23 protein-coding genes are annotated in these 26,381 nt (G+C 69.3%); 12 read left to right on the plus strand and 11 right to left on the minus strand.

Going from position 1 to position 26,381, the window contains the following annotated elements:
• Positions 1-761: SEC-C metal-binding domain-containing protein (locus JWP28_RS10115; RefSeq protein ID WP_299542635.1), on the plus strand; the 761-nt coding region annotated here is incomplete at its 5' end.
• A 250-nt stretch (positions 762-1,011) separates the two neighbouring features.
• Positions 1,012-1,197, plus strand: coding sequence for a hypothetical protein (locus JWP28_RS10120; protein WP_299542636.1), 186 nt, complete (start codon positions 1,012-1,014; stop codon positions 1,195-1,197).
• On the opposite strand, the gene JWP28_RS10125 is transcribed toward JWP28_RS10120, so the two are convergent.
• From JWP28_RS10125 to JWP28_RS10135, 3 genes are all read right to left on the minus strand, one after another.
• Positions 1,194-2,723, minus strand: coding sequence for a hypothetical protein (locus tag JWP28_RS10125; protein WP_299542637.1), 1,530 nt, complete (start codon positions 2,721-2,723; stop codon positions 1,194-1,196). The two genes, JWP28_RS10120 and JWP28_RS10125, sit on opposite strands and share 4 nt — an antisense overlap.
• Positions 2,720-4,114: a DUF4139 domain-containing protein gene (locus JWP28_RS10130; RefSeq protein WP_299542638.1), complete on the minus strand. Its 1,395-nt coding sequence runs from the start codon at positions 4,112-4,114 to the stop codon at positions 2,720-2,722. The genes JWP28_RS10125 and JWP28_RS10130 overlap by 4 nt, the downstream gene beginning before the upstream one ends.
• 332 nt (positions 4,115-4,446) lie before the next feature.
• Positions 4,447-5,841 carry a carotenoid oxygenase family protein gene (locus JWP28_RS10135; RefSeq protein ID WP_299542639.1) on the minus strand — a complete coding sequence of 465 codons (1,395 nt, stop codon included), beginning with the start codon at positions 5,839-5,841 and terminating at the stop codon, positions 4,447-4,449.
• A gap of 67 nt (positions 5,842-5,908) precedes the next feature.
• Between JWP28_RS10135 and JWP28_RS10140 the strand changes: the two genes are divergently transcribed.
• The 4 genes from JWP28_RS10140 (at position 5,909) to JWP28_RS10155 (ending at position 12,338) form a co-directional block, all read left to right on the plus strand.
• The gene (locus JWP28_RS10140) at positions 5,909-6,523 is read left to right on the plus strand and encodes a TetR/AcrR family transcriptional regulator (protein WP_299542640.1); all 615 of its coding nucleotides are present in this window, start codon (positions 5,909-5,911) and stop codon (positions 6,521-6,523) included.
• Between the two features lie 182 nt (positions 6,524-6,705).
• Positions 6,706-7,869 (plus strand): epoxide hydrolase family protein, encoded by a 1,164-nt coding sequence (locus tag JWP28_RS10145; protein ID WP_299542641.1) that lies wholly within the window; start codon positions 6,706-6,708, stop codon positions 7,867-7,869.
• Entirely contained in the window at positions 7,866-8,879 is a 1,014-nt protein-coding gene (locus JWP28_RS10150) for a beta-eliminating lyase-related protein (RefSeq protein WP_299542642.1), read from the plus strand. The genes JWP28_RS10145 and JWP28_RS10150 overlap by 4 nt, the downstream gene beginning before the upstream one ends.
• A gap of 363 nt (positions 8,880-9,242) precedes the next feature.
• On the plus strand, positions 9,243-12,338 hold the full coding sequence (locus JWP28_RS10155; RefSeq protein ID WP_299542643.1) for a TonB-dependent receptor: 3,096 nt from the start codon (positions 9,243-9,245) through the stop codon (positions 12,336-12,338).
• A 94-nt stretch (positions 12,339-12,432) separates the two neighbouring features.
• On the opposite strand, the gene JWP28_RS10160 is transcribed toward JWP28_RS10155, so the two are convergent.
• A complete protein-coding gene (locus tag JWP28_RS10160) occupies positions 12,433-13,428 on the minus strand; it encodes a nitronate monooxygenase family protein (RefSeq protein WP_299542644.1) in 996 nt (331 codons plus the stop codon).
• Between the two features lie 71 nt (positions 13,429-13,499).
• Positions 13,500-14,462 carry an acetyl-CoA carboxylase carboxyltransferase subunit alpha gene (locus tag JWP28_RS10165; RefSeq protein WP_299542645.1) on the minus strand — a complete coding sequence of 321 codons (963 nt, stop codon included), beginning with the start codon at positions 14,460-14,462 and terminating at the stop codon, positions 13,500-13,502.
• A 257-nt stretch (positions 14,463-14,719) separates the two neighbouring features.
• Between JWP28_RS10165 and JWP28_RS10170 the strand changes: the two genes are divergently transcribed.
• Complete coding sequence (locus JWP28_RS10170) at positions 14,720-15,514, plus strand: glycine zipper domain-containing protein (protein WP_299542646.1); 795 nt, start codon at positions 14,720-14,722, stop codon at positions 15,512-15,514.
• A 69-nt stretch (positions 15,515-15,583) separates the two neighbouring features.
• On the opposite strand, the gene JWP28_RS10175 is transcribed toward JWP28_RS10170, so the two are convergent.
• Entirely contained in the window at positions 15,584-16,513 is a 930-nt protein-coding gene (locus JWP28_RS10175) for a tyrosine recombinase (protein WP_299542647.1), read from the minus strand.
• Positions 16,510-17,727: a hypothetical protein gene (locus tag JWP28_RS10180; RefSeq protein ID WP_299542648.1), complete on the minus strand. Its 1,218-nt coding sequence runs from the start codon at positions 17,725-17,727 to the stop codon at positions 16,510-16,512. Before JWP28_RS10180 ends, JWP28_RS10175 begins: the two co-directional genes overlap by 4 nt.
• Before the next feature lie 66 nt (positions 17,728-17,793).
• Here JWP28_RS10180 and JWP28_RS10185 point away from each other — a divergent pair, with 66 nt between their 5' ends.
• The 4 genes from JWP28_RS10185 to JWP28_RS10200 all read left to right on the plus strand — a co-directional run bounded on the left by JWP28_RS10185 (position 17,794) and on the right by JWP28_RS10200 (position 21,335).
• Complete coding sequence (locus tag JWP28_RS10185; RefSeq protein ID WP_299542649.1) at positions 17,794-18,342, plus strand: shikimate kinase; 549 nt, start codon at positions 17,794-17,796, stop codon at positions 18,340-18,342.
• Positions 18,339-19,448, plus strand: a complete 1,110-nt coding sequence (gene aroB / locus JWP28_RS10190; protein WP_299542650.1) for a 3-dehydroquinate synthase — start codon at positions 18,339-18,341, stop codon at positions 19,446-19,448. Before JWP28_RS10185 ends, aroB begins: the two co-directional genes overlap by 4 nt.
• Positions 19,449-20,741 carry an HlyC/CorC family transporter gene (locus JWP28_RS10195; protein WP_299542651.1) on the plus strand — a complete coding sequence of 431 codons (1,293 nt, stop codon included), beginning with the start codon at positions 19,449-19,451 and terminating at the stop codon, positions 20,739-20,741.
• Between the two features lie 210 nt (positions 20,742-20,951).
• Positions 20,952-21,335 (plus strand): response regulator, encoded by a 384-nt coding sequence (locus JWP28_RS10200; protein ID WP_299542652.1) that lies wholly within the window; start codon positions 20,952-20,954, stop codon positions 21,333-21,335.
• Between the two features lie 197 nt (positions 21,336-21,532).
• Here JWP28_RS10200 and JWP28_RS10205 read toward each other — a convergent pair whose 3' ends face one another.
• The 4 genes from JWP28_RS10205 to JWP28_RS10220 all read right to left on the minus strand — a co-directional run bounded on the left by JWP28_RS10205 (position 21,533) and on the right by JWP28_RS10220 (position 25,597).
• Positions 21,533-23,785, minus strand: a complete 2,253-nt coding sequence (locus tag JWP28_RS10205) for a xanthine dehydrogenase family protein molybdopterin-binding subunit (protein ID WP_299542653.1) — start codon at positions 23,783-23,785, stop codon at positions 21,533-21,535.
• On the minus strand, positions 23,782-24,738 hold the full coding sequence (locus JWP28_RS10210) for a xanthine dehydrogenase family protein subunit M (RefSeq protein WP_299542654.1): 957 nt from the start codon (positions 24,736-24,738) through the stop codon (positions 23,782-23,784). Before JWP28_RS10210 ends, JWP28_RS10205 begins: the two co-directional genes overlap by 4 nt.
• Entirely contained in the window at positions 24,735-25,241 is a 507-nt protein-coding gene (locus JWP28_RS10215; protein WP_299542655.1) for a 2Fe-2S iron-sulfur cluster-binding protein, read from the minus strand. Before JWP28_RS10215 ends, JWP28_RS10210 begins: the two co-directional genes overlap by 4 nt.
• Positions 25,242-25,324: 83 nt before the next feature.
• Positions 25,325-25,597, minus strand: a complete 273-nt coding sequence (locus JWP28_RS10220) for a BolA family protein (protein ID WP_299542656.1) — start codon at positions 25,595-25,597, stop codon at positions 25,325-25,327.
• A 52-nt stretch (positions 25,598-25,649) separates the two neighbouring features.
• On the opposite strand from JWP28_RS10220, the gene JWP28_RS10225 reads away from it, so the two are divergent.
• The gene (locus tag JWP28_RS10225; protein WP_299542657.1) at positions 25,650-26,300 is read left to right on the plus strand and encodes a J domain-containing protein; all 651 of its coding nucleotides are present in this window, start codon (positions 25,650-25,652) and stop codon (positions 26,298-26,300) included.
• Positions 26,301-26,381: the final 81 nt, after the last annotated feature.

Below are 26,381 nucleotides of genomic sequence, written 5' to 3' on the forward strand. Positions count from 1 at the left end.
AGCGCAAGGCGGTGTTCGAGCAGCGCGCGGAGTTCATGACCGCCACCGATCTCTCCGAGATCATCCGCGAGATGCGCCTCGACACCATCGAGGACTTCGTCTCCCGCCACCTGCCGCCCAAGGCCTATGCCGAGCAGTGGGACATCGACGGCCTCGACGCCCACGTGCGCGAATGGCTGGGCCTGGAGCTGCCGATCCGTGAGTGGGCGGCCGAAGACGGCATCGCCAACGAGGAGATCGAACAGCGGATCGTGGCCGCCGCCGACGCCCGCGCCGCCCAGCGCGAGGAGCAGGTGGGCGACCACATGCGCACGGTGGAGAAGAGCTTCCTGCTGCAGATGATCGATCTGCAGTGGCGCGAGCACCTGATGCACCTCGACCACTTGCGCAACGTCATCGGCCTGCGCGGCTACGGCCAGCGCGACCCGCTGAACGAGTACAAGACCGAGGCCTTCACGCTGTTCGAGGGATTGCTGGTCGACCTTCGCCAGAACGTCACCCGCTGGCTGATGACCGTGGAGTTCCAGTTCGAGGCGCCGCCGCAGCCGCCGCTCGGCCGGTTCCAGGAGATCCACCTCGATCCGCTGACCGGCGAGAACGTGGCGGACATGGGCACGCTGCCGGACGGCCTGAACACCGAACAGCGGCAGGCGCTGCCGGTCACGGCGCTGCCCGAGAACTGGGAGAACACCGGCCGCAACGCGTCGTGCCCCTGCGGCTCCGGCAAGAAGTTCAAGCACTGCCACGGGGCGCTGGTCTAGTGTGCTGGATTTGAAGTTCGCCTCACTCACGGGCCACCCGCCGAGCGAACTTCAAATCCAAAAAGCACACTAGAAAACATGGACTTGCTAGTGTCCTCATCGATTCCGAAGTTCGCCAAAGCCAGCCGCAAGCGCTTGCGAACTTCGGAATCGCGACACTAGGCGGCCGGCCTGAACTCCGGCCCGCCCTGCAAGGGCAACCGTTTTCGGGTTCGGTCGTTCTCAAGGCGCCAGTATGGGGGTTTTGAAAATGGCCACCTACCGCGCCTACCGCGTCGACAGCCGCCGCCACATCCAGAGCGCCGAATGGCTTGAAGCGCCCACCGACAAGGCGGCCACCAAGCAGGCCGAGGAGCTCTGCGAAGAGGGCGCGCCGACCATCGAGCTTTGGCAATCGACCCGCCTGGTCGATCAGATCGACTGCGATGACGACTAATCGCGATAGGTCATGACGTAGTTGAGCTGCGCGCGCTCGCCGGAGCGTAGGCGCAGCGTCCAGACCTCGTCGCCGGCCTTCGGCGTCGGCTTGCCGGATGCGCTCGTGATCGCGAAGCTCCGGCCGATTCGCGGCTGATGGAATTCCAGGAGGATCGGGCCCGGCTTACCGTTGGCGATCGCCACCGCGACCGAGCGGGTGTGGAGGTCGGCGTCCCGCAGGTCGCGCGTCACCCGCGGCGCCACGGCGATGTCCATCGCCCGGCCGATGGTCAGCTCCAGCGGCAGGCCGACGGGGGTGTCCCGGACGGCCTGCTGGCCCGCCAGCACCAGACCCCCGCCGCCCGGCTCCATCACCGAGACCGTGCCTGAGGGCAGCGGCTTGCCGAGCCCGAACTTCGCCTTGTTCTGCAGCCGAAGGACCACATCGGGGGCCTGCTGGGGCTGCTCCGGGTCCGGCGCGGCGTAGGGGTCCAGGCGATAGACGTAGACCCGCTCGAACGGCACGGCCGGCTGGTCGAGGAACGCCACCTGCTTGGTCTGCCGGGCCGCGACCGTGGTCGGCTCGGGCAGGGTGTAGAGCTTGTAGTCGCCGAGTTCCGACAGCACCGCCTGGCGCTTGGCGGCGGTGACGCCGACTTCCTGGATCATGTTCGCCGCCCTGCGCTCGACCATGGGAACGGGCAGCGGGGGCGCGGCGGCGAAGCGAACCTCCTGGCCCCAGCACTCCGGGGTGATCTCCTGGGTCTCCACCCGCGGTGGGACGGTCGCGGGGTCGCGTTCGAGTTCGCCCGCCACCACCTGGGTCGGCGCCTGGGCGAAACCCGCCGAGCTCTTGTTGGAAAGCGTCAGCCAGCCGGCCAGGTCGAGCGTGCGGCCCTCGGGGCGGATCCGCGCCACATAGTCCGCCGACCAGCTGAAGCCGGTGGCGAGGTAGCTCAGCTTGACGGTGTAGCGCCCGGCCTGCGGCAGGTTCGCCAGCACCGAGAAGGTGGGCTTGTCGCCCAGGCCCGCGGGCTCGTGGTCGAACACCAGCCGCGTCGGGACGCCGTCGCAGCCCAGGGCTTCCAGCCGGCCGCCGAAGTCCAGCAGCACGCCCTGCGGCCCCGCGCGGATCACCGCCTGGCGCTCGCTGACCTTGCCGCCGCCGCGGTCGGTCTGCACCACGCGCACCGTGCGCCCGACCGAGCGCGCCACCAGCGAGCCCGGGCTCAAGAGGTCGAAGTCCTCGTTGCGCTCGACGACCTGGCCCGGCAGCCCCTCCACCGCCACCGTCTCGGGGACCATGGTGTCGGCGACGCCGCGGAAGGCGATGCGGCTCGCGCCCGCCGGAACCTCGACCGTGCGGGTCTCGGTGATCAGCGCCAGGCCCTGGTTGGGATCGAGCGTGCCTAAGTCGCCGGTGGCGATGTTGCGGTCGCGGTAGATGGTGACGCTCGCCGCCGAGGGCGCGTCGGAGACCGCCTGGGCCGCGGCGGGGCTCGCCGCCAGGGCCCAGAGCGCCAGCGCGCCCAGCCCCCGGTTCACCAGCCGGTCTCAACCGTGAAGGTGAGCGTCGTCTCGCCGTTCGCCGGCACCGGCACGTCCCAGGCGAGGTTGTAGGCGTCGAGGCGGCGGCTCTTGAGGCTCTCGTCGATGACCTTGCCCTCGCGCCAGAGGCCGCCCTGGCGGATCACCACCGTCACCGGCTGGGCCTTGGCGTTGCGGACCAGGCAGGACATCCGGTAGCGCGAGCGGGTCTTGCCGGCGCCGTCCTGCGCCACCACCGTCGGCTGGACGGTGACGTCGAAGGCCTCGCCGATCTTCACCGAGATGTCGGAGCCCTGCGGCGTGTGGTCGATGCGGTTCTCGCCCACGAACTTCGGCTCGCCGGCCTGGTCGCGCACATAGACCCGCACGATGCCGGCCGGCAGCTGGCGCCCGAGGCCTGCGTGGGAGGCGTTGCTGAACTGCACGGCCACGTCGGCGTTGGCCGGGGTCTGCAGCGTCTCGAACCAGTAGGCGCGGTATTCATAGGCCTTGCGGGCGGCCGCGCCCTTGGCGTCGAGGAAGCTCACCTGCTTGGTCTGGTTCTGGGCGACCGTGGTGTGGCCGGGCAGCGGGTAGAGGTAGTAGTCGGCCACCGACGTGGGCCCGGTCTCGACGGGGCCGCCGACGCCGCCCCGGCGCACGGAGGTGTTGCGGGCCATCTGGCGGCGCTGCCAATACTCCTGCTCGTTGTTCGCCAGGTTGACGTCGCCGGCCACCAGCTGGACGGCCGCGTCGGGGTAGTCGACGCCGGAGGTGTTGGTCAGCGTCACCCAGCCCTGCAGGTCGAGCTTGCCCGGCCCTTCGTCGAACATCGCCACGTAATCGGCCTTCCAGGACAGCCCGTTGGTCAGGTAGCTGAGGGTCGCGGGCCGGGCGCCGGCCTTGCCGGAGTCCACCGTCACCGACAGGGTCGGCTTGGCGCGCAGGTTCTGCGGGATGCCGTCGAAGATCACCCGCGTCGGCACGTCGTCCTGGCGCAGCACCTCGATGCGGTCGCCGATCTTCAGCACCACCCCGCCGTTCACCGACAGCACGGTGGCCGTCTCGGTCACCTGGGCGCCGTTGCCGGGATTGATGCGGACGATCTGCACCTGCCTGCCGACCGCCTTTTCCATCAGCTTCTCGGGCGTCAAGAGGTCGTAGTCGAAGTTCTGCTCGACGATCCCCACGTCGGCGGCGACCAGGGAGACGGTTTCCGGCCGGATCCGCGCCGAGACGTCCTTGAACTCCAGCCGCTGGCGCCCCGCCGCGATGGAGAGGTTGCGGATATCCTGCACCAGGGCGAGGTCGGAGTTGTAGACGGTGAGCGAGAGCTTTCCGGGCTCGGCCGCCGGCGCTCCGCCCGCGAAGAGCGCCGCCGCTGCGGCTAGACCAAGGACGATACGCAAACGGCTGCTCCCTAAACTGTTGGGAGCCAACCTCTCACGCGCCTGCGCGGCCTGTCGAGCGGCGGCGATTTCCTAGGGCCACGAGGCGAGGCCGTGGCTCCGCCATCCTCCTCCCCTTGTGGGAGGAGGTGTCAGCCGGACGGCTGACGGAGGTGGGGTCGCGCTCACCTCTCCGCACAACACCAAGCTTCCGACAGCGCCGAGGGATCTGGGAGACCCCACCTCCGACCCGCTCCGCGGGCCACCTCCTCCCACAAGGGGAGGAGGACGCCTCAAGCACCAGCCTGAATGTCGATTGGACCTCGCCCGAGCTCGGCTCAACGTCGACCGGCTTAGAGATTCACCCAGTTGCCGTGGAAGCCGAAGGGGACGCGGCGCGGCATGTGGGCCACGGCGATCGGGCCCCTGGCGATGTCCTGGGCTTCGAACACCAGCAAGTCGCTGCGGTCTTCGCCGGCCCGGTAGACCACCGCGGTGATCCAGCCGTCGCCTTCCTCCGCCGTGGCCGAGCGCGGGACGAACACCGGCTCCGAGGTCGCGTCGCCGCCGTCGAGCTCATAGACCTGCCGCTTGCCGGTCGTAAGGTCGAGGTGGGCGATGGCGTTCAGGCGGATGGTCATGGAGCTGGCGGTGTCGGCGCCGTACCAGCCGTGACGGTGCTTGAGCGTTTCCACGCGCGGATCGATGCGGGGGAATTCGCCGTCGAGGTCGTCGAGCGGTTCTTCCTTGATCGCGTCGCTGTCGCCGGCGAGGTCGAAGGTCCAGCGGACCAGGCGGGCGGCCGCCTTGTCGCCGGGGGAGCCGTCGGCATTGGGGAACAGCGGGGCTGCGGCGTAGCGCATGACGTCGGCGTAGAGCTTGTCGCCCTCTTCCCAGGCGTTCAGCGGGTGGAAGACGTAGCAGGCCTCGGTGTTGAACCAGCGGAGGGTCGAGACGTCGGCGTCGCGGCGCATGACCCCCACGTGGCTGCCCATCTGCGGCTCCCAGGCGAACGGCGGCAGGCCGCTCATCGCCCGCTGCAGGCTGCCGGTCAGCGGCAGGACCGGGAACAGCACATGGTTCTCGGTGACCATGAAGTCGTGGACCATCGATGAGAACGGCGCCTGGAAGTCGTCGCGCCGCACCACCGTCCCGTCGGCGGCGGTGACGCCGTAGCTCATGCCGGCCGAGAGCGGCATGTCGCCGACGCCATAGCCGAACCAGACCATCTCGCCGGTCTTGGGATCGATCTTCGGGTGCGCGGTGACCTTGCCCTTGTACGGGCGGACGTAGCCGCGCGATTCCAAGGTGCGGACATCCATCTCGAACGGCTGGTGGGCCTCCTCCAGCGCCATCAGCCTGCCGGCGTGCCAGACGATGTTGGTGTTGGCGACGCCGCCCTCGTTGCCGACGGTCAGCGGATCGCTGGTCATGGGGTTGCCCATGGCGCCGAACAGGGCCCGGCCGTGCTCGTGCTCCAGCTCCCACTTCGGGGTGCGCACGTAGCGGTTGCGGTACTTCACCTTGCCGTCCTCGACGTAGAAGCCGTGGACCATGCCGTCGCCGCCGAACCAGTGGTGGGCGCCGGGGTCACGGGGTTCGAACTGCGGGTTCGGACCGATGCGGAAGAGGGCGCCGCGGAGCCCCGCCGGCAGCTCGCCCGTCACCGGTAGGTCGAAGTCGTCTTCGCTGCGGACCGGGGCGAAGTTGCCCGCCAGATAGGGGTTGATGCGTGCATTCCCGTCCATGGCGTCCTCCATGAAAACTTACGTTGTAAATTTATTTCGTAAAAAGTAGCATTCCGCAAGTCTTTTCGTGCAAGTCTCCGACCCCATGCCCCGCGTGCTTTCCGAGACCGACGTCGCCGATTTCCGTGAGCGCCTTTGCGAGGCGGCCGAGCGCCTGTTCGCCGAGCGCGGGCCCGACGCGGTGACCATGCGGCAGCTAGCCGCCGAGCTCGGCGTGTCGCCGATGACCCCCTACCGCTACTTCGAGGACAAGGACGACATCCTGGCCGCCGTGCGCGCCAACGGCTTCAACCGCTTCGCCGAGGCGCTGGAGCGGGCGCGGGAGGGCGCGGTGGGGGCCAAGGCCCGGGGCTCAGCGGTGGGCGAGGCCTATGTGACCTTCGCCCTCGATCACCCGCACTCCTACAAGCTGATGTTCGATTTCAACCAGCCGCACGTCGAGAAATACCCGGAGCTGATGGCCGCCGGCCGCCGCGCCCAGAAGACCATGACCGGCTACATCGAGGACGCGCTGGCCGAGGGGCTGATGCGCGGCGATCCCGAGCAGATCGGGCTGATGTTCTGGGCCGCTATCCACGGCGCCGTGATCCTGGAACTGGCCGGCATGTTGCCCCCGGGCGGCGCGCGCCAGCTCTACCACGGGCTGGACGCCACCCTGATGCGGGGGATGAGGCCGGAATAGGCAGAATTGAGCGCCGGGGATGTTGTCGCTCAGGGTCTTCCCCCGGTACGGGGGAAGTGGCCCGAATTGCGAAGCAAGAGGGTCGATGGGGGAAGTCGAAGGAAAGAAGATACTTCCCCCATTGTCGCCCGCCTTCGGCTTAGGCGACATTTCCCCCGTACCGGGGGAAGACGGAGGCCGCCATGGCGCAGATCAAGCCGTTCGAAGTCCGCTGGAGCGAGGCGCAGGTCGAGGCCGTGCTGGCGGCCGTGCGGGCCTATCCCTGGCCGCCGGCGCCTGAGGTTCCCCCTGAAGGCCTCGGGGGCTGGGCCTATGGCTGCGACGCGGGCTACCTGCGGGCGCTGTGCGACCACTGGACGGGCGCCTACGACTGGCGCGCGGCCGTGGCCGACCTCAACCGCTTCCCCCAGTTCACCGCCCGGGTGGAGGACTTCGACCTGCATTTCCTGCATGTGGTTGGCGAAGCGGGTGGGAGCCGTCCCCTGATCGTCACTCACGGCTGGCCGGGCTCGCACTATGAGTTCTGGCAGGCGATCGAGAAGCTCGCCTTCCCGAGCCGCTTCGGCGGCGCCGCGGCGGACGCCTTCGACCTGGTGATCCCCTCCCTGCCCGGCTTCGGCTTCTCCTCGAAACCCAGGCGGCCGATCGGACAGCGGACGACGGCGCGGCTGTTCAACACCCTGATGACCGAGGTGCTCGGCTATTCGAGCTACCTGGCGCAGGGCGGCGACTGGGGGGCGATGGTCACCTCCTGGCTCGGCCGCGACCACGGCGCGAACGCGCGCGCCATCCACCTCAACATGCTGGGCTTTCGGCCGCACGGCGGACCCTCGGGCGAGGCGGAGATCGCCTGGGCGCAGCGCCAGGCGGCGATGATGGACGTGATGGGGGCCTATTTCCGCCTGCAGGTTTCCAAGCCGCAGTCGATCGCCTGGATGGGGGCCGGCAACCCGGTGGGGCAGGCCGCCTGGATCGCCGAGCGGTTCCACGACTGGTCGGACCTCTCGAAGAAGTCCATGGACGAGGCCTATCCGAAGGACCGGCTGCTGACCAACATCATGCTCTATGTGATGACCGGCAGCTTCGCGACCGGCGCCTGGTACTATCGCGGCCTGGTGGAGGAAGGCGGCCTGGCCTTCGAGCCCGGCGAGCGCTGCGAGACGCCCACCGCCTTCGCCAACTTCCCCGGCGAGCCGCTCTATTCCGCCCCGCCGCGGTCCTTCGCCGAGCGGGCCTACAACATCGTGCGTTGGAGCGACATGCCGCGCGGCGGCCACTTCGCGGCGATGGAGGAGCCGGATCTGTTCGTGGACGAGGTGCGCGCCTGGGCTAAAGAGCTGGCATGAGCGCCGCCCGATACGACTTCGCCTCCGACAACACCGCCCCCGCCACGCCCGAGGCCATCGAAGCCCTGGTGGCGCACAACACCGGCTACGCGTCCGGGTACGGGACCGACGCGGTGACCGCGCGGGCCGGCGACCTGGTGCGCGAGCTGCTCGACGCCGACGCCGAGGTGCGCTTCGTGGCCTCGGGCACGGCGGCCAACGCCATCTCGCTGGCCGCGCTCTGCCGGCCGTTCGAGGCGGTGATCGCCCACGAGCATGCCCACGTCTGCACAGACGAGACCGGAGCCCCGGGCTTCTTCGGCCAGGGCCTGGGGCTGACCCGCCTGCCCGGCGCCTCCGGCAAGATCGACGGGGCCGCGTTGGCAGAGGCGCTCGCCGCGCCGGACGTCTCCTACCGCCAGCCGGCCGCGGCGCTGTCGCTGACCAACGCCACCGAATACGGCACGGTCTATTCCGCGGGGCAGCTCGGCGCACTGACCGCGCCGGCCAAGGCCAGGGGATACGGCGTCCACCTCGACGGCGCCCGGCTCGCCAACGCCGCGGCCGCGGGCTTCGACCTGAAGGCCATCAAGACGCTCGGCGTCGACATCCTGGTGGTCGGCGGCACCAAGGCCGGCATGCCGCCCACCGAGGCGGTGGTGATCTTCGACCGCGCGCTCGCCCGGCGGTTCGACGCGCGGCTGAAGCAAGCCGGGCAGCTGCCCTCGAAGGGGCGGTTCTACGCCGCGCCGTTCATCGGCATGCTGCAGGACGGGGCCCTGCTGCGCCACGCCGCCCACGCCAACGCCATGGCCAGACGCCTTGCCGACCAGACGCCGTTCGCCGTGCGCCATCCGGTGGAGGCCAACGGGGTGTTCGTGGAGATGGACGAGCCGACCCTCAAGCGGCTGCACGCCTCCGGCTGGTTCGCCTACCGGTTCCTCGACGGATCGGTCCGCTTCATGTGCTCCTGGGCGACGACCCCGGAGGCGGTGGACGGCGTCTGCGAAAGCCTCCGCTCAATCCGCTAGCGGGGCCACGACGCCCAAGGGGTAGGATTCGCCCCTAACCGCCTCGGCGATCACCGCATTGTCGCTACCCCAGTGTTACTTTTGATGCAGTACGACTGCAACATGTGGTTGTGTGTGACCTCAATACCGCACCTGTGCGCGAAAATTGCGCTGATACGTTGTAAGAAATGTTTCTGAGTGACGCATACCGTTGCCGACGTAACGGTTGCGTGACAGCTTCGCGTCGCGCCGTTTTCGTGCGCGGGCCGGGCGGTCAGCGCGCATTTCTTGCGTGAAACAATCCGGATTCGCACGATCACGGCGCTTCTTTTGCGTCGGAGAGCCCTCCGCGCGTGACCGCGATAACCGGCCGGGGGCCATAGAATGAAAGCCACACGAAACACCATGCTTCGAACCACGCTGCTCGCGTCGGTGGCCACGGCCGCCTGCCTGACCGTCCCGGATCTCGCCTTCGCCCAACAGAAGGGCGTCGACGTCTCCGAGATCGTCGTCACCGGCTCGCGCATCCCGCGCCCGGATCTGCAATCCGTGCAGCCGATCCAGGTGATCACGAGCGAGAACATGGAGCGCCGCGGCTTCACCAATATCGCCGACGCGCTCAATGACACGCCGGGGCTGGGCGTTCCGATCAGTCCGATCGGCGACCAGGGCTCGTTCGGCACCGGCCGCAACTTCGTCAACCTTTTCAACCTGGGCTCGAACCGCACTCTCGTGCTGGTGAATGGCCGGCGATTCGTGGGCGGCAACCCCGCCTCGATCTTCACCGGCGCCAACGCCGGCGGCCAAGTCGATCTGAACTCGATCCCGGCCGGATTCGTCGATCGCATCGAAACCGTCCAGGCCGGCGGCAGCGCGGTCTACGGCTCTGACGCCATCGCCGGCGTCGTCAACATCATCACCAAGACCGAGTACGAAGGCGTCGAGGTCGACGGCCTCTACGGCATCTCCGACAAGGGCGACGCCGAAAGCTGGCGCGGCCGCATCACCGCGGGCCACAAGTTCGTCGACGATCGTCTGAGCCTGATGGGCAGCTACGAGTACAACGAGACGAAAGCGCTCGCCTACACCGAGCGCCACGCAACGTCGCAACAGCTGACGTTCGCCAACAACCCGCTGAACACCAGCACGACGGACGGCATCCCGGGGCAGATCATCATCTTCAACCGCCGGATCCCCGAGCTGACGCAGGGCGGTCTGCCTTTCCGCACCGGGGGCTCGGCCCTGTCCGGCCAGTTGACCATCCCTGATCCGACCAACCCGGCGCGCCGCGTGGCCGCCCAGTTCGCCCCGGACGGGACGCTGATACCGTACAGCCAGGGCCAGTTCTTCCAGGCGTCCGTCGCTTCGGGCGGCGATGGTCTGAACCTCGCGCAGCTGACGTCGCTGCAGTCGCCGGTGAAGCGGCACTTGGTGACGGGCTTCGGCAAGTTCGACCTGACAGACAACATCCGCCTCACGACCGAACTGCTCTATGCCAAGGCGAACTCGGTGGAGCCGTTCAACCAGCCGATCTTCAACTCTTCGCTGTTCGGCGGCAATTCGGCAGCGCTGCGATTCTCGACGGCTAACCCGTTCCTGCCGGCCTCCACGCGCGCTCAGCTGCTGGCTCAGCCGACGCCGTTGCCGGCGGACACGGCTTCGCCCGGCAACGGCCTGTTCTTCCTCGACCGCGCTTCGACCGACATCGGCAGCAACAAGACCAGTTCGGAAGACGAGACCTGGCGCGGCGTGTTCGGCGTCGACGGCGCCGGCGATTGGAGCGGCCACAAGTACTTCTGGAACGCCTCGGCCAACTTCGGAAAGAACAAGGGGACATTCCAATCCCCGAATATCGACCAGTCGAAGTTCCTGCTCGCCATCGACGCGATCCGGGACGCGAGCGGCAACATCGTCTGCCGCGACCCGGTCGCCCGGGCCGCCGGTTGCCAGCCGCTGAACATGTTCGGCCTGGGCGCGCCCAGCGCTGCGGCGCTGGCCTACGTCGGCGTCCAGTTCGTGTCCGAATTTGAGATCAAGCAGACCGACTACCAGGCCAACTTCGGCGGCGATCTCCTGCCCCTGCCGGCCGGTCCCTGGAGCTTTGCGGCGGGTTGGGAATACCGCAAAGAAGAATCCTCGTTCAACCCCAACGATCCGCAGCGCCTCGGCATCGGTCGCTCGGCCGCGATCACCGCTATCTCCGGCAGTTTCCACACCAACGAGTACTATGCGGAAACGACCCTCCCGGTGTTCGGCAAGGACTTCAACTACCCGCTGATGCGGCGTCTGGAGTTCGACGCGGCCTATCGCAAGATCGACAACAGCATCGCGGGCAGCGACAAGGCCTGGCAATACGGGGTTCGGTGGTATCCCATCGATGACCTGATGTTCCGCGCCCAGAAGAGCCGGTCGTTCCGCGCGCCGGCGATCACGGAAACCTCCCTGCCGACCGCCACCAGCTTCTTCACCGCGACCGATCCTTGCGACAAGAACAACATCAACGCCGGCCCGAGCCCGGCGACCCGGGCGGCGAACTGTGCTGCGGACTTCGCGGCCGCCGGCCTGCCGGCCAACTTCCAGCTGACGTCGCAGGTGCAGGCCGCCACCGTCCAAGGCACGACGTCCGGCTCGCCCACCTTGAAGAACGAGATCGCTGAACAGTACACGTTGGGCTTGGTCTACCAGCCCCATTGGGTCCCCGGCTTGGCGATCCACGCGGATTGGATTCACATCGACATCACCAACGCGATCAACAACTTCACGCTGACCTCGATCCTGCAGGTCTGCTACGACTCGCCGAGCCGTCCTGCTGACGCCTGCAGCCGCTTCCAGCGCGGCCTGGGCTCAGGCGCTCGTCCCGGCCAGATCTTGAGCGCCGGCGACGTGGGTCCGGGCAGCGTTGTTTCCGGAGGTCCGTCCACCGGCTTCATCAACGCCGGCTACACGCACTTCGAGGGCGCCACCGCCGGCGCCAGCTACCGCTGGGATCTCGCCGATTGGGGCGCGAACTGGTGGGACAACAACCCAGGGTCGTTCAACGCCAGGTTCGACCTCTTCCACGTGAAGCGGGAGGAGACCTCGGTCACCGGCCTGGGCTTCGACCTCAATCGCGACCAGGGCGAAATCGGCAACGCCAAGTACCAGTACAAGCTGGAAACGGAATATCTCCGTAAGCCCTTCTCGGTCACTTGGACGATGAACTTCATCTCGCGTTCGAAGTTCAACAACGACTTTACCCCCGAGACGCGGCTTCCTCTGACGGTGAAGCCGTACTATCTGCACGACTTGGCCTTCACCTATGACCTGAGCCCCTGGGCGGAGAAATCCGGCATCGGGTTCTCGGGCGCAGAAGCTCGGTTCATCATCCACAACGTGGCGAACGTCGAGCCGCCGCTGGGGGCGACGAACTCCGCCAACGCGTTCGGCACCTATGACTTCATCGGCCGCTACTACCAGTTCGGCCTGTCCGCGAAGTTCTAAGCGAAACGGCCGTCGGCGTTGTCGCCGGCGGCCGCTTGAGGAGCGTGAGTTGGAGCCGCCGCCCGCGAGGACGGCGGCTTCTTCTTTGGGGGGTTCAGGCGTCGGCCATCTGCCGCCGGCCGGCCATGCGGTCGAGGCGGTCGTGGATGATCGCTTCGGCCTCGCGCACGATGCGGTGGATCAGCTCGGCGCAGGTGGGGATGTCGTGGATCAGGCCCTGGACCTGGCCCGCCGACCAGATGCCGGCGTCGTTGTCGCCGACCTCGTAGACGCTGCGGCCGCGCGTGCCGGCCACCAGCTCGCGGACGTCCTCGAACTTAGCGCCCTCGCGCTCGAGAGCGACGACCTGCTGGCTGATGGCGTTCTTCGCCACCCGGCTGGTGTTATGCATGGTCCGGAAGATCAGCTCGGTGGCGCGCTCATCGTTGTCGACGATCTGCTGCTTGATGTTCTCGTGGATGGGCGATTCCACCGTCGCCATGAAGCGGGTGCCCATGTTGATCCCCTCGGCGCCCAGGGCGAGCGCCGCCACCAGGCCGCGGGCGTCGCCGAAGCCGCCGGAGGCGATCATCGGGATCTTGATCTTGTCCGCCGCCGCCGGGATCAGGATCAGGCCGGGCACGTCGTCCTCGCCCGGGTGGCCGGCGCATTCGAAGCCGTCGATGGAGATGGCGTCGACGCCCATCCGCTCGGCGGAGAGGCCGTGGCGGACCGAGGTGCACTTATGGATCACCTTGATCCCGTGCTTCTTGAACTCCTCGACGTGTTCGATGGGCTTGTTGCCCGCGGTCTCGACGATCTTGATCCCCGCCTCGATGATCGCCTGGCGGTACTCGGCGTAGGGCGGCGGCTTGATGGCCGGCAGGATGGTCAGGTTGACGCCGAACGGCTTGTCGGTCAGTGACCGGGCCCGGGCGATCTCCTCGGTCAGCTTCTCGGGCGTCGGCTGGGTGAGCGCGGTGATGAAGCCCAGGCCCCCGGCGTTGGCGACCGCCGCCACCAGCTCGGCGCGTCCGACCCACTGCATGCCGCCCTGCACGATGGGATGCTCGATCCCGAACAGCTCGGTGAACCGGGTCTTGAGCGCCATGGCCGCGTCCTTCCAAACATCTGTTTGGATGACAGTGAACAGGCAGACGCTGCGTCAGGCAAGCGTCCCGATCACTGCAGCCCCGAGCGGCCGATGGCGTAGAAGCGGTCGGCGCGGCGCTTGCGGATCTCGTCGGGTGTGAGGCCTTCCAGCGACTTCAGCTCTTCCTCGACCGCGTCGCCGACCGCCTTCAGCGCGGCTTCGGGGTCGGAGTGGGCGCCGCCCGGGGGCTCGGGAATGATGCGGTCGACGATCTTCATGCCCAACAGGTCCTGGGCGCTGATTTTCATCGCCTTGGCGGCCTCATCCGGAGTGCGCCCGCCGCGCCACAGGATGGAGTTGGCGCCCTCGGGCGCGATCACGGCGTACATCGAATGCTCCAGGATCAGCACCCGGTTGGCAGCCGCGATGGCGATGGCGCCGCCCGAACCGCCCTCCCCGGTGATGACCGCGACGTTGGGTACGGCCAGGGTCAAGGACTTCTCGGTCGACCGCGCGATCGCCTCGGCCACCCCACGCTCCTCGGAGGCCACGCCGGGATAGGCGCCGGCGGTGTCCACGAAGCTGATCACCGGCAGGTGGAACCGCTCGGCCATCTCCATCAGCCGGATCGCCTTGCGGTAGCCCTCCGGCCGCGCATAGCCGAAGTTGTGCTTCACGCGGGTGACGGTGTCGCGGCCCTTCTCGTTGCCCATCACCACCACCGGCCGGCCCCGGAACCGGCCGAGGCCGCCCATGATCGCCTGGTCGTCGGCGAACTTGCGGTCGCCGCGCAGCTCCACGAACTCGTCGATCAGGCCGGCGGCGTAGTCGACGAAGTGCGGCCGGTCGGGGTGGCGGGCGACCTGGGTCTTCTGCCAGGCGTCGAGCTTGGAATAGGCCTCGCGGCGCATCTCCTGCGCCCGCGCCCTGAGCGCCTCGATCTCGGCGTCGAAGGCGCCGGGGTTGGCGGTCTCCGACAGCTTGGACAGCTCCTCGATCTTGGCTTCGAGGTCGGCGATCGGCCGCTCGAATTCGAGGTAATGCACAGCCATCCGGAAATCTGAGTCCTGCGGGTCGAAGAGGGGGCGGAAATTAGGCGGGATGCCGCCGCCTCACAAGAGCGCGGCCCTGGACGGCCGGTTCCCGATGCAACCTCGCCCTCGACTTGGGGGTTTGTTGGAACAGAGGCCGAACCGCGCCGCCGCCTTCTCCTTGCGAGAAGCGGGCGCGGCGAGGCTTATTTTTGAGATGCGCGGACCCCTCGCGATGACACCGCACCGCGCGTCGGAGGAGAAACGGAGATATCCCCATGAACGCCCCCCTGAAGATCGGGATGGCCTCAGTCCTGGCGCTGGTCACCGCATCGCCCGCGCTTGCCCAGTACCAGTACCAGCCCACCCCGCAATACCAGCAGGATCAGCAACAGTACCAGAACGACCGCTCGGCCTATGAGGCTCGCAGGCAAGTCTATGACTCCCGGCGTGACGACTATGAGGCGAGCCGGTCCGACTACGCCGCCGCGCGCGCCGACTACGACCGCCGCCGCGCCGACTGGGAACGCGCCCGCGCAGACTATGACGCCCGCTACGGCTACGGCTCCTACATCCGCGTCTACGGACCCGCGCCGATCTGGGACGAGGACCGTTGGGGCGGCCGCTACGCCTCCGCCCCGCCGTCGGCCGGCTACTACGGACGCGACACCGCCTACGCCGCGCCCGGGGTCTGCCGCAACGACCACAGCTCGGCCACCGCCGGCGCCATCATCGGTGCGTTAGCCGGCGCAGCCCTGGGTTCGAACGTCGCCGGGCGCGGCGTCCGCACCGAAGGCGCCGTCCTGGGCGGCGTCGTGGGCGCCGGCGTCGGCGGCGCGGTCGGCAACGCCAATGACCGCTACCGGTGCGACAACCGCGGGCCCTATTACGGCTACAACGACACCATCGCCTATCGCGAAGCCCGCGACTATCGCAGCGGCCGCTACGACTACAGCTACTACACGCGCATGCGCTGCCGCCTGGCGCCGGCGCCGATCGACAGCTACGGCCGCGACTACCGCTACGTCCGCGTCTGCCCCGACGCCGACGGCCGTTATCGGATCACCGGCTAAGCGCCGCGCGATCTGATCGACTGCTCTAGGGAAGGCCGCTCCGAAAGGGGCGGCCTTTTCCTTTGCGCCTCAGCGCTTGCGGCCGAGGGGGTGCTTGGTGGCCACCACCTCGGCCAGCCGGTCGCCGGCGACGTGGGTGTAGATCTGGGTCGTGCCGATGTCGGCGTGGCCCAGCAGCGTCTGCACGACCCGCAGGTCGGCGCCGCCTTCCAGCAGGTGGGTGGCGAAGGCGTGGCGCAGCACGTGCGGGCTGACGCGGGCCGGGTCGATCCCGGCGTCGGCCGCAGCCTCGTCCAGCAGCTGGGCGAACCGGCGCGGGGTCAGGCGCCCGGCCCGGCCGCGCGAGGCGAAGAGCCAGGGGTTGGCCTTGTCGCCCTGCGGCAGGAACTCCGGCCGCACCTCCAGATAGGCCTTCACCGCCGTGCGCGCGGCGGCGTTGAGCGGCGCGAGCCGTTCCTTGCCGCCCTTGCCCCTGACGATCAGATAGGCCGGATCGCGGGCCAGCGCCGCCAGCGTCAGGCCGGTCAGCTCCGATATCCGCAGGCCCGAGGCATAGGCGAGCTCGACCATGCAGGCGAGCCGCAGGCCCTGGGCCCCGTCGCGGGCGCCGGCCGCCGCGATCAGCCGGTCGACCTCGCCGCGGCTGAGCACCTTCGGCAGCGAGCGCCCCTTGCGCGGCGCCTCGACCCGTCTCGAAGGGTCGTCGGCGCGCCAGCCTTCGCCCAGCACGAAGCGGTAGAACTGGCGCACGGCCGCGCGGCGGCGCGAGGCCGTGGCGGGCGCGAGGCCGCGTGCGCCCAAGGCTGCGAAGTAGGCCTCCACGTCCTCTGCCGAGGCGTCCGCCAGATCGCGCCCGCGGCCGGCCAGGAAGCCTGTGGCGTCGGTCAGGTCACGCGCGTAGGCGGTGAGCGTGTTGTTCGCCGCGGCGCGCTCCACGGCCATCATCTCCAGGAACGCCTCGGCCCAATTTCCGCCCTGGCCGGCCCCCTGCCCGCTCATTTCAGCGCCAGGAGCCCTTCGAGGGCCATCGCCCGGGCGTCGGCGTCGAGACCCACGGCGTGCAGGGCGCGCACGATCCGCACCCGGTCGCCGATCGCCGGGCCGGCGGCGCCCGCCTCGGCGCAGGTCCACAGCGACAGCAGCGCGGCCTCCCCCATCAGCTTCTGTTCGGCGGCGCTCTCCAGGGCGAGGCTGCGGCCCACCGGGGCCTTGCCTTCGGGCACGCCGAGCGCGGCGATCTGGCCGCGGACCTCGGGCGAGTTCGCGCCGGAGACGGCCACCGCCAGCAAGAGGGCCGCCTGACCCCTGGCGCGGGCCTTGGGCTCAGCCGATCCGGCCGATTCGACCAGCGCCGCGATGACCGCGTCGCGCACCGGTTCGTTCCGCGCCAGCGCTTCGGCGAGCGGCGCCACGTCCCCCGCGACGCCAGCCGGATCGAAGGTCGGCGGCGTGGGATCGGCCGAGGAGAGGGCCGCTGCGACCGCCGGCGAGGGCTTGGCGGCCGCCAGGTCGAGGCCAAGGTTCTTGGAGAGCGCATAGTCGAGGCCGTTGCGAAGCGAAGCCGCGCCGGGGTTACCCGCGCCTGTGAGCTTGGCGCCCATCAGCCGGGCGAAGGTCGGGTCCTTCACCTGCGCTTGCACGAGGTCGAAGGTCAGCTGGGCCTGGGCCGCCTGGCCGGCGATCGCCTGGCAGTAGGTGCGCAGCTTGAGCCAGTAGACCTCGTCGCGCCCCACGCTCAGGCCCTCGGCGAGCTGGCAGGCGCGCTGATCGTCGCCCGCCAGGAGCATGGTCTCCGCCGCGGCGCGGGCCAGGTCAGAGTTGCGGTCGAGGCCCGGCGCGCGGACGAGCACCGCCGCCGCGGCCTTGGGATCGCCCTGGAACATCAGGGCATTGGCCCGCGCTGCGGCGAGCGCCGAATCGCGGCCCAAGTCCTGCGGCCACGGCGCGCCCGTGGCCAGGATCCGCCGCGCCAGCGTCCCGGCCGCCGGCGACAACGGCTTGGCGGCCAGCAACGGCAGCACGGTCTTGGCGGTGCTGACCGAGGCGCCGGTCCAGAGAGTCGGCGGCAGGCCCGTGTCGCGTCCGGGGGTGCTGAAGGCGTCGGGCGCCGCGAGCTGAGTGACCTCGACGCCCTGGGGCGGGGTCTGCGCGGCCGCCGCGCTCGCCGATCCGGCCAAGAGCAGCAGGGCGAGGAGGCAGGGGAGACGCGACATGGCTCGACCATAGCGGGCGACGGAAGTTGGCGCGAGGGCGCGCGCTCGTGTAAGCCTTGGCCGTTCATGGACCGCTATGCACCGCTGCGCCACCGCACCATCGCCCTCGTGGGCCTGATGGGCGTCGGCAAGTCGAGCGTGGGCCGCAGGCTCGCCAACGCGCTGGATCTGCCGTTCCGCGACGCCGACGCCGAGGTGGAGGCCGCCGCCGGCCGGTCGATCTCCGACATCTTCATCGACCTGGGCGAGGACGCCTTCCGCGAAGGCGAGCGGCGGGTGATCGCCCGCCTGCTGGACCTGCCGCCGCATGTGCTGGCCACCGGCGGCGGCGCCTTCATGCACGAGCAGACCCGCGCGCTGATCAAGTCGAAGGCGGTCTCCGTCTGGCTGAAGGCCGACCTGGAGATCCTGGCGCGGCGGGTTTCGCGCAAGGACACGCGGCCGCTGCTGGCCGGCAAGGACCCGCTTGCGGTGCTGCAGGGGCTGGCCGACGCCCGTTACCCGCTCTATTCGCAGGCCGACATCGTCGTCGAGACCGGCGACGCGGCGCACCACGTGACGGTCGAGCAGGTGATCAACGCACTCTCCGCCTTCTTCGCGGAGTCGGCGGCGTGACCCGAACGATCACCGTGGGACTGGGCGAGCGCGCCTACGACGTGCAGGTGGGGCCGGGGCTCCTCGACCGCGCGGGCGAGGCGATCGGGCCGCTGCTGAAACGCCGGCGGACCGCGGTCGTCAGCGACGAGACGGTGTGGGGGCTGCACGGCGCGCGGCTGACGGCGGCCCTGGAGCGGGCCGGGATCGCGGTCTCGCCGGTGATCGTGGCGCCAGGAGAACAGACCAAGAGCTTCGCGGGCCTGGCCGAGGTCACCGATCGCCTGCTGGCCCTGGAGCTCGACCGTGGCGACCTGATCACAGCTTTCGGCGGCGGCGTGGTCGGCGACCTCGCAGGCTTCGCCGCGGCGATCTACAAGCGCGGCATCGGCTTCGTGCAGATCCCCACGACCCTGCTGGCGCAGGTGGATTCCTCCGTCGGCGGCAAGACCGCCATCGACACGCCCCGCGGCAAGAACCTGGTCGGCGCCTTCCATCAGCCGAAGCTGGTGCTGGCCGACCTCGACGTGCTGGCCACCCTGCCGGACCGCGAGATGCGCGCCGGCTACGCCGAGGTGATCAAATATGGCCTGCTGGGCGACTTCGGCTTCTTCGAGTGGCTGGAGGCCAACGCCGGCCAGGTGCTGGCGCGCGAGCCCGCGGCGCTGGCGCACGCCGTCGCGCGTTCCGTCGAGATGAAGGCCGAGATCGTGGCGGAGGATGAGACCGAACAGGGCCGCCGCGCCCTGCTCAACCTCGGCCACACCTTCGGCCATGCCCTTGAGGCCGAGACCGGGTTCGGCGACGGTCTGCTCCACGGCGAGGCGGTGGCCGCCGGCCAGGCCCTGGCTTTCCGCATCTCCGCCACGCTGGGCCTCTGCCCAGCACAGGACGCGACCCGCGCCGCCGCGGCCATCGCCCGGGCCGGCCTGCCCACGACGCTTGCGGACGTGGCCGCCAAGCCCTTCGACGCCGACCGCCTGGTCCGCCACATGGCGCAGGACAAGAAGGCCGAGGACGGCCGCCTGATCTTCATTCTTGCGCGGGGACTGGGCGAAGCCTTCGTCGCCAAGGATGTCGATGCGGGCGCCGTGCGCAAATTCCTCGTTGAAGAAGGAGCGCGCTAAGTGGCCGCCCTGCTCGCGCTAGCCCCCATCCTGATCTTCCTGCTGGCGATCTCAGCCCTGATCTCGGCGGCGGAAACCGCCATGACCGCGGCATCCCGAGGCCGGATGCACCAGCTGGAACGCGACGGCGACGCCGCCGCCCGGCGGGTCAACCTGCTGTTGAGCGACCGGGAGCGGATGATCGGGGCGATCCTCCTGTCCTACAATGTCATCAACATCTTCGCCTCGTCCCTTACGACGTCGGTGCTGAGCTCGATGTTCCCGCAGGGATCGGTCATGGGTCCCCTGATCGCCACGGGCGTCATGACCGTTCTGGTGGTGGTCTTCGCCGAGATCCTGCCCAAGACCCTGGCGATCGCGCACCCCGACAGCGTCGCCCGCGCGATCTCGATCCCCACCTACTGGACGGTGCGGATCTTTGGCCCGATCGCCAACGGCGCGCAGTGGATCGTGCGCCAGACGCTGCGGCCGTTCGGCGTCAACCTGAGCATGGACACCGACGTGCTGGCCGCCCACGAGGAGATCCGCGGCGCGGTCGAGTACCACCATGCCGAGGGCCTGGTGGAGACCCACGACCGCTGGATGCTGGGCGGGGTGCTGGACCTGGCGGAGATGGACGTCAGCGAGGTGATGGTCCACCGCAGGGAAATCGAAATGGTCGACGCCGACCTGCCGCCGCGTGAGATCCTGGCCGCCGTCCTCGACAGCTCCCACAGCCGGCTGCCGCTCTACCGCGGCGAGCCGGAGAACATCGTCGGCGTGCTGCACGCCAAGGACCTGCTGCAGGCGATCGCCGACGCCGATTGCCATATCGACCTCGTCGACATATCCGCCATCGTCCGCGAGCCCTGGTTCATCCCAGAGACCACCAGCCTGAAGGACCAGCTCGCCGCCTTCCTCAAGCGGCGCACCCATTTCGCCCTGGTGGTCGACGAGTACGGCGCGCTGGAGGGCCTCGTGACCCTCGAGGACATCCTCGAAGAGATCGTGGGCGAGATCGAGGACGAGCACGACGTGGCCGTGCCCGGCGTCCGCGTGGCCGAAGACGGCTCGGTGATCGTCGACGGCTCGGTGACGATCCGCGACCTCAACCGCGCCATGAACTGGGACCTGCCCGACGAAGAGGCGGTGACCGTGGCCGGCCTCTTGATCCACGAGGCCCGAAGGATTCCCGAGGCCGGGCAGACCTTCACCTTCCACGGCCACCGCTTCCTCGTGCTGGAGCGCAAGGTCAACCGGATCACCCGGCTGCAAATCTGGGCCGCCGCCCCGCGCGAGGACAGCTGGTCCTGAGGGAACCGACCTTGGCCGTAGACCGTTTATTTAGCCTGCGCCGGTCGGGGAGATCGCCCATCCTATGAATGTCGCCGAAATCGCCTGCGTCCAATCAGCCGCCTATGCGATGCAGCTCAAGATGGCGCTTGATTGTGGCGCGCAACCTCTGTTGGTTTCCGGGCCTTCGCGTGGACGGACGACGCGTTTGCCGGCCCTGGAGACTCCTGAATGATCGATACCGCCAACCTTGGAGGCCTCCGCGTTCTGGTGGTCGAGGATGAGATGATGGTCTCGATGCTGATCGAGGACATGCTCACCGATCTCGGCTGCACGGTCGTGGGGCCGGCCTCGAGGCTGGACGAAGCCCTCGACCTGGCGAAGGCCGCGGACATCGACTGCGCGGTGCTGGACGTGAACCTCGGCGGCCAGCCGATCTTCCCCCTGGCCGACCTGCTGCGCGAACGGGGCCTGCCGTTCGCCTTCGCCACCGGCTACGGCGACGCGGGCCTGCGCGACGTCGACCACGGCGCGCCCGTCCTGCAGAAGCCCTTCCGCGAGGGCGACCTGGCGCGGGTGCTCGGCGAGCTGCGCGCCAAGGTCGGTCAAAGGTAGCTGAGGCTTGCCACGGCCGCGCTGTTGAGCAGCAGGGTCAAGGCGCCGGCCAGGGTCATCAAGGGCAATATCAGTTTCACGTCCCGTCTCCTCGAAGTCTCGAAAGCTCTGCCTCCAAGACGCCTGAGATAGGCGCAATGCGACACCTCGCCAGTGACCAAAGTCACATAGCCGCTCTGCGGAAATGCAGGGGCGACCTAAACCAGGGCCGCCAGGATCTTGTCGGGTGTGATCGGATAGTCGCGCACCCGGACCCCGCAGGCGTTGTAGATCGCGTTGGCGACCGCGGCGCCGGCGCCGGAGATGCCGAGCTCGCCGACCCCCTTGATGCCCATGGGGTTGGCTTTGTCGTCGACCTCGTCGAGCATGATCGCCTCGACCTCGCCGATGTCGGCCTGCACCGGCACCAGATAGCCCGCCAGGTCCTGGTTGATCAGCGACCCGTAGCGCGCATCGACGGCATTGCCCTCGGTGAGCGCCGAGCCGACGCCCCAGATCATCCCGCCGGTGAGCTGGCTGCGCGCGGTCTTCCAGTTGAGGATGCGGCCGGCGGCGAAGACGCCCAGCATGCGGCGCGTGCGCACCTCGCCGGTCACCGTGTCGACGCCGACCTCCACGTAGTGGGCGCCATAGGTGTGCTGGCTCCACTTGCTGGAGTCGGCGGCCGGGTGGATCTCGCCATTGGCGGTGAGGCCCTCGGGGCGGTTGCGGCGGATCAGCTCGGACAGCCGCTCGGAGCGGTTGGCGATGGCGATGACGCCGTCCTGGAAGGTGACGTCCGCCGGATCGCCGCCGTTGAGCGGAGAGGCCGGGTCGTTCACCGCGATCTCGGCGATGGCCTTCCTGAGGTTCATGCCGGCGTCGAGCGCCGCCGAGCCCGCGGTCGCTGCGCCGAACTGGCCGCCGGACCCCGGCGCGGGCGGCAGCTCGCTGTCGCCGATCTCGACACGAACGTCGCGCAGCGGCACGCCCAGGGTCTCGGCGGCGATCTGAGCCAGCACCGTGTAGGTGCCGGTGCCGATGTCGGTCATGCCCTGCTTGACGGTGATCACGCCCTCGGCGTCCACCGTGAAGCTCGCCTTGGCGGGCAGCAGGAAGTTGCCGCGGATAGCCGCAGCCATGCCCATGCCCACCAGCCAGCGGCCGTCGCGCACCTGACCGGGTATGGGCTTGCGGTTGTCCCAACCGAACATCTGCGCGCCTTCGCGCATGCAGCGGACCAGCTGGCGGATGGAGAACGGCTTGCCGGTCTCCGGATCGACCTCCGGCTCGTTGATGACCCGCAGCTCGACCGGATCCATGCCGAGCTTTTCGGCCAGCTCGTCCATGGCGACTTCCAGGCTGAGCGTGCCGGAGGCCTCGCCCGGCGCGCGCATGGCGCTGGCCACCGGCAGGTCGAGCCGGACCAGCCTGTGGCCGGTCAGCCGGTTGGGCGCCGCATAGAGGCTGCGCGCGAAGTTCGAGGCGTGCTCGGTGAAGTTGCCGCGCCGGTCGCAGTGGGTGGTGGTCATCAGCGACATGGCGGTGAGCTTGCCGTCGGGGGTGGCGCCCAGCCGGACCCGCACCTCGGTCGCCGGCCGATGCACGGTGCCGTGCATCATCTGCTGGCGGGAGAAGGCCACCTTCACCGGCCGTCCCAGCTCGCGCGCGGCCAGGGACGCCAGCACCAGGTCCTCGTAGAAGGATCCCTTGCCGCCGAAGCCGCCACCGACGTAGCGGGTAAGCAGGCGCACGCTCTTGTGCGGCATCATCAGGGTCTCGGCGAGCGAGTTCTGGGCGAACCGCACCATCTGGACGGAGGTGTGGACGGTCAGGTGGTCGCCGTCCCACCAGGCCGTGGTGGCGCAGGGCTCCATCTGGCAGTGGTTCTGCAGCGGCGTGCGCCAGACGTCGTCGATCTTCACCGGCGCGGCGTCGAACCCGGAGGCGAAGTCGCCGATCTCGACGTCCTGTTCTCCGGGCGGCTGCACGCCCTCGTCGTAGTGATCGTGGAAGATCACCGACTTCGCGTCGTCCTCGAAGGTCAGGTTCACCAGGGCCGCCCCGGCCTGGGCGTTCTCCAAGGTGTCGGCGACGACGATGGCCACCTGCTGGCCGAAGAAGTGCACCTGATCCGATTCCAGCGCCGGCCTCGGCGACGGGGTGAAGAAATCGTACCGTTCGGGACGCGGCCCCTGGGCTGGCGCGTTCCGGTAGGTCCAGACCAGCTGCACCCCGGGCGAGGTCTCGGCGGCGGCGGTGTCGACGGCGGTGATCCGGCCCCGCGCGATGGGGGCGGAGACCATGACGCCATAGGCCGGCGGCGAGGGCGGCTCGACCTCATAGGCATAGGGCGCCGTGCCGGTGACCTTCAGCGGACCCTCGTAGCGGTCCACCGCCTTGCCGATGTTGCCGGCGCGGTTTTCCTTGACCGGATTGCTGGCGGCTTCCCAATCGCTGACGGAGCTCATGCGCCCCTCCCTTGCAGCTGCGCCTCTGCGATGACCGCCGGAACCAGGCGGCTCATGAGGTCGATCTTGAAGCCGTTGCGGCCGTTGTCGCTGGCCTGCGCCAGCTCGGCGGCGACGGCCTCGGCTGGCGAGGCGCCGGACGCCAGGGCGGCCTCGGCGTCGACAGCGCGCCACGGCTTGTGGGCGACCGCCCCGAAGGCGAGGTTCCCGCCGGCCACCGCGACGCTGGCCAGGCCCGCGGCGTAGGACGCCCGGTCGCGGACCTTGCGGTAGGTCTGCGCGCCGGCGGGCGGCGGCGGCAGAACCACGGCGGTGATCAGCTCGCCGGCGACCAGGTGGGTCTCGATGTGCGGCGTCTCGCCGGGCAGGCGGTGAAGCTCGATCAGCGGGAAGGCCCGCGCCTCGCCCGACGGCGACAGGGTTTCCACCCGCGCATCCAGCGCCGCCAGGGCCACCGCCATGTCGGACGGGTGGGTGGCGATGCAGGCATGGCTGGCGCCGAAGATCGCCGAGTTGCGGTTGAGGCCCTCGAGCGCCCCGCAGCCGGAGCCGGGCTGGCGCTTATTGCAGGGCTTGGTGGTGTCGTAGAAGTAGGCGCAGCGGGTGCGCTGCAGGAGGTTGCCGGCGGTGGTCGCCTTGTTGCGCAGCTGGCCCGAGCCGCCGGCGACGATGGCCTGGGTGAGCACCGGATAGCGGGCGCGGACCCGGGCGTCGGCGGCCACGTGGCTGTTGGTGGCGAGCGCGCCGATGCGCAGGCCACCCTCGGGGGTATCCTCGACCTCCGCCAGCGGCAGGCGGCCGACGTCGATCAGGTGCGCCGGATGCTCGATCTCCAGCTTCATCAGGTCGAGCAGGTTGGTGCCGCCGGCGATGAACTTAGAATTCGGCGTCGCCGCAGCGGCTTTCACGGCGGAGGCGGCGTCGGGCGCGCGCTCGTAGGTGAAGGGCCTCATGCGGGTTCTCCGGCCACGGAGCGGATGGCGGCCACGATCTGCGGATAGGCCGAGCAACGGCAGATGTTGCCGCTCATCCGCTCGCGCAGCTCGTCGTCGGTGAGCCTGATCTTGCCGGTGAGGTCGGCGGTCTCCTGGCTGGGCCAGTTGTCCGTGACTTCCTGCAGCATGCCGAGCGCCGAGCAGATCTGGCCGGGCGTGCAGTAGCCGCACTGGAAGGCGTCTTCGGTGAGGAAGGCCTGCTGGATCGGCGCCAGCTTCTCGACCGTGCCGATCCCCTCGATGGTGGTCACCGCGTCGCCGTCGTGCATCACCGCCAGCGACAGGCAGCTGTTGATCCGGACCCCGTTCACCAGGACGGTGCAGGCGCCGCACTGCCCGTGGTCGCAGCCCTTCTTTGAGCCGGTGAGACGCAGGTGCTCGCGCAGCGCATCCAGCAGCGTGGTGCGCGGGTCGAGGTCGAGCGCCCTCGCCTCTCCATTGACGGTGATCGTGGTCTTCAAGCGAAGGACTCCCGGGATCGATGTCGGCCGCACAACCGCTGTAGCGGGGCGACGGCTCTTCAAACGTTTGTTTAGCTTAGCGCCTAGCTCTCGCCGGGCGCCAGCGCCTTGACCGAGAGCGCGTGCAGCGGGCCGGCCAGCTCCTGCGCGAGCGCCCGGTAGACCATCCGCTGCCGCGCCACCTTCGGCGCGCCGGCGAAAGCCTGGCTCTCGATCACGACATTGAAGTGACTCTCGCCGCCGGGCCGGGCGCCGGCGTGGCCGTGGTGTCGCGCGGAATCGTCCTCGATCTCCAGCCGGGTGGGGGCGAACGCCGATGTGAGCTTTTGTTGGATGGCTTCAAATATGGCGCCCATCGCGTCGATCTTCAATTCTTGAAAGGGATTATCTCGGCTCCATACTTGGAGCATGCCCGCCGCGTTTCAATACAAGCCCCGGTTCGTCGACATCCGCGTGCGCCCGCCCTCGCCGGAGGAGGACGCGCGCGCCGAGGACGTCAACGCCCTGAAGCCCGGCGAGCGGGCCTGCGACCACGCGGGCTGCGGCAAGGCCGCGACCGCCAGGGCGCCGAAGTCCCGCGACATGCTGCACGAGCACTACTGGTTCTGCCAGCCGCACGCGGCGGAATACAATCGCAACTGGAACTTCTTCGCCGGCATGAGCGAGGGCGAGGTCCGCCGCCGCCAGCAGGAAGAGCTGTTCACCGGCGGGCGGCCCACCTGGGAGATGAAGGCCGGGCGCATGTCGCGCGAGGCGGCGGCCTTTTCCGCGAAGTTCCGCAAGGGCGAGGGCTATCGCGACCCCTACAACCTGTTCGGCAAGAACGGCGGGCGGCCCAACCCGGAGCCGGAGGAGCGCGCGCTCGGCAAGATCGAGCGCAACGCCCTGGCCGACCTCGACCTCGGGGCCAGCGCCGACGGGCCCCGCATCCGCGCCCGCTACACCGAGCTGGTCCGCCGCCTGCACCCCGACGCCAACGGCGGCGACCGCGCTGGCGAACACCGCCTGGCGCGAGTGATCAAGGCCTACCAGTCGCTGCGCAAGGCGGGGATGGTCTAGGAGCTGTGGACACTTATCGGAGCCACAGGATGATGGCGGCGAGGGTGACGACGGCGAGATAGTTCCTGGCGGTCTTCTCGA

This window comes from Phenylobacterium sp., from assembly GCF_028290885.1.
GTDB lineage: Bacteria > Pseudomonadota > Alphaproteobacteria > Caulobacterales > Caulobacteraceae > Phenylobacterium.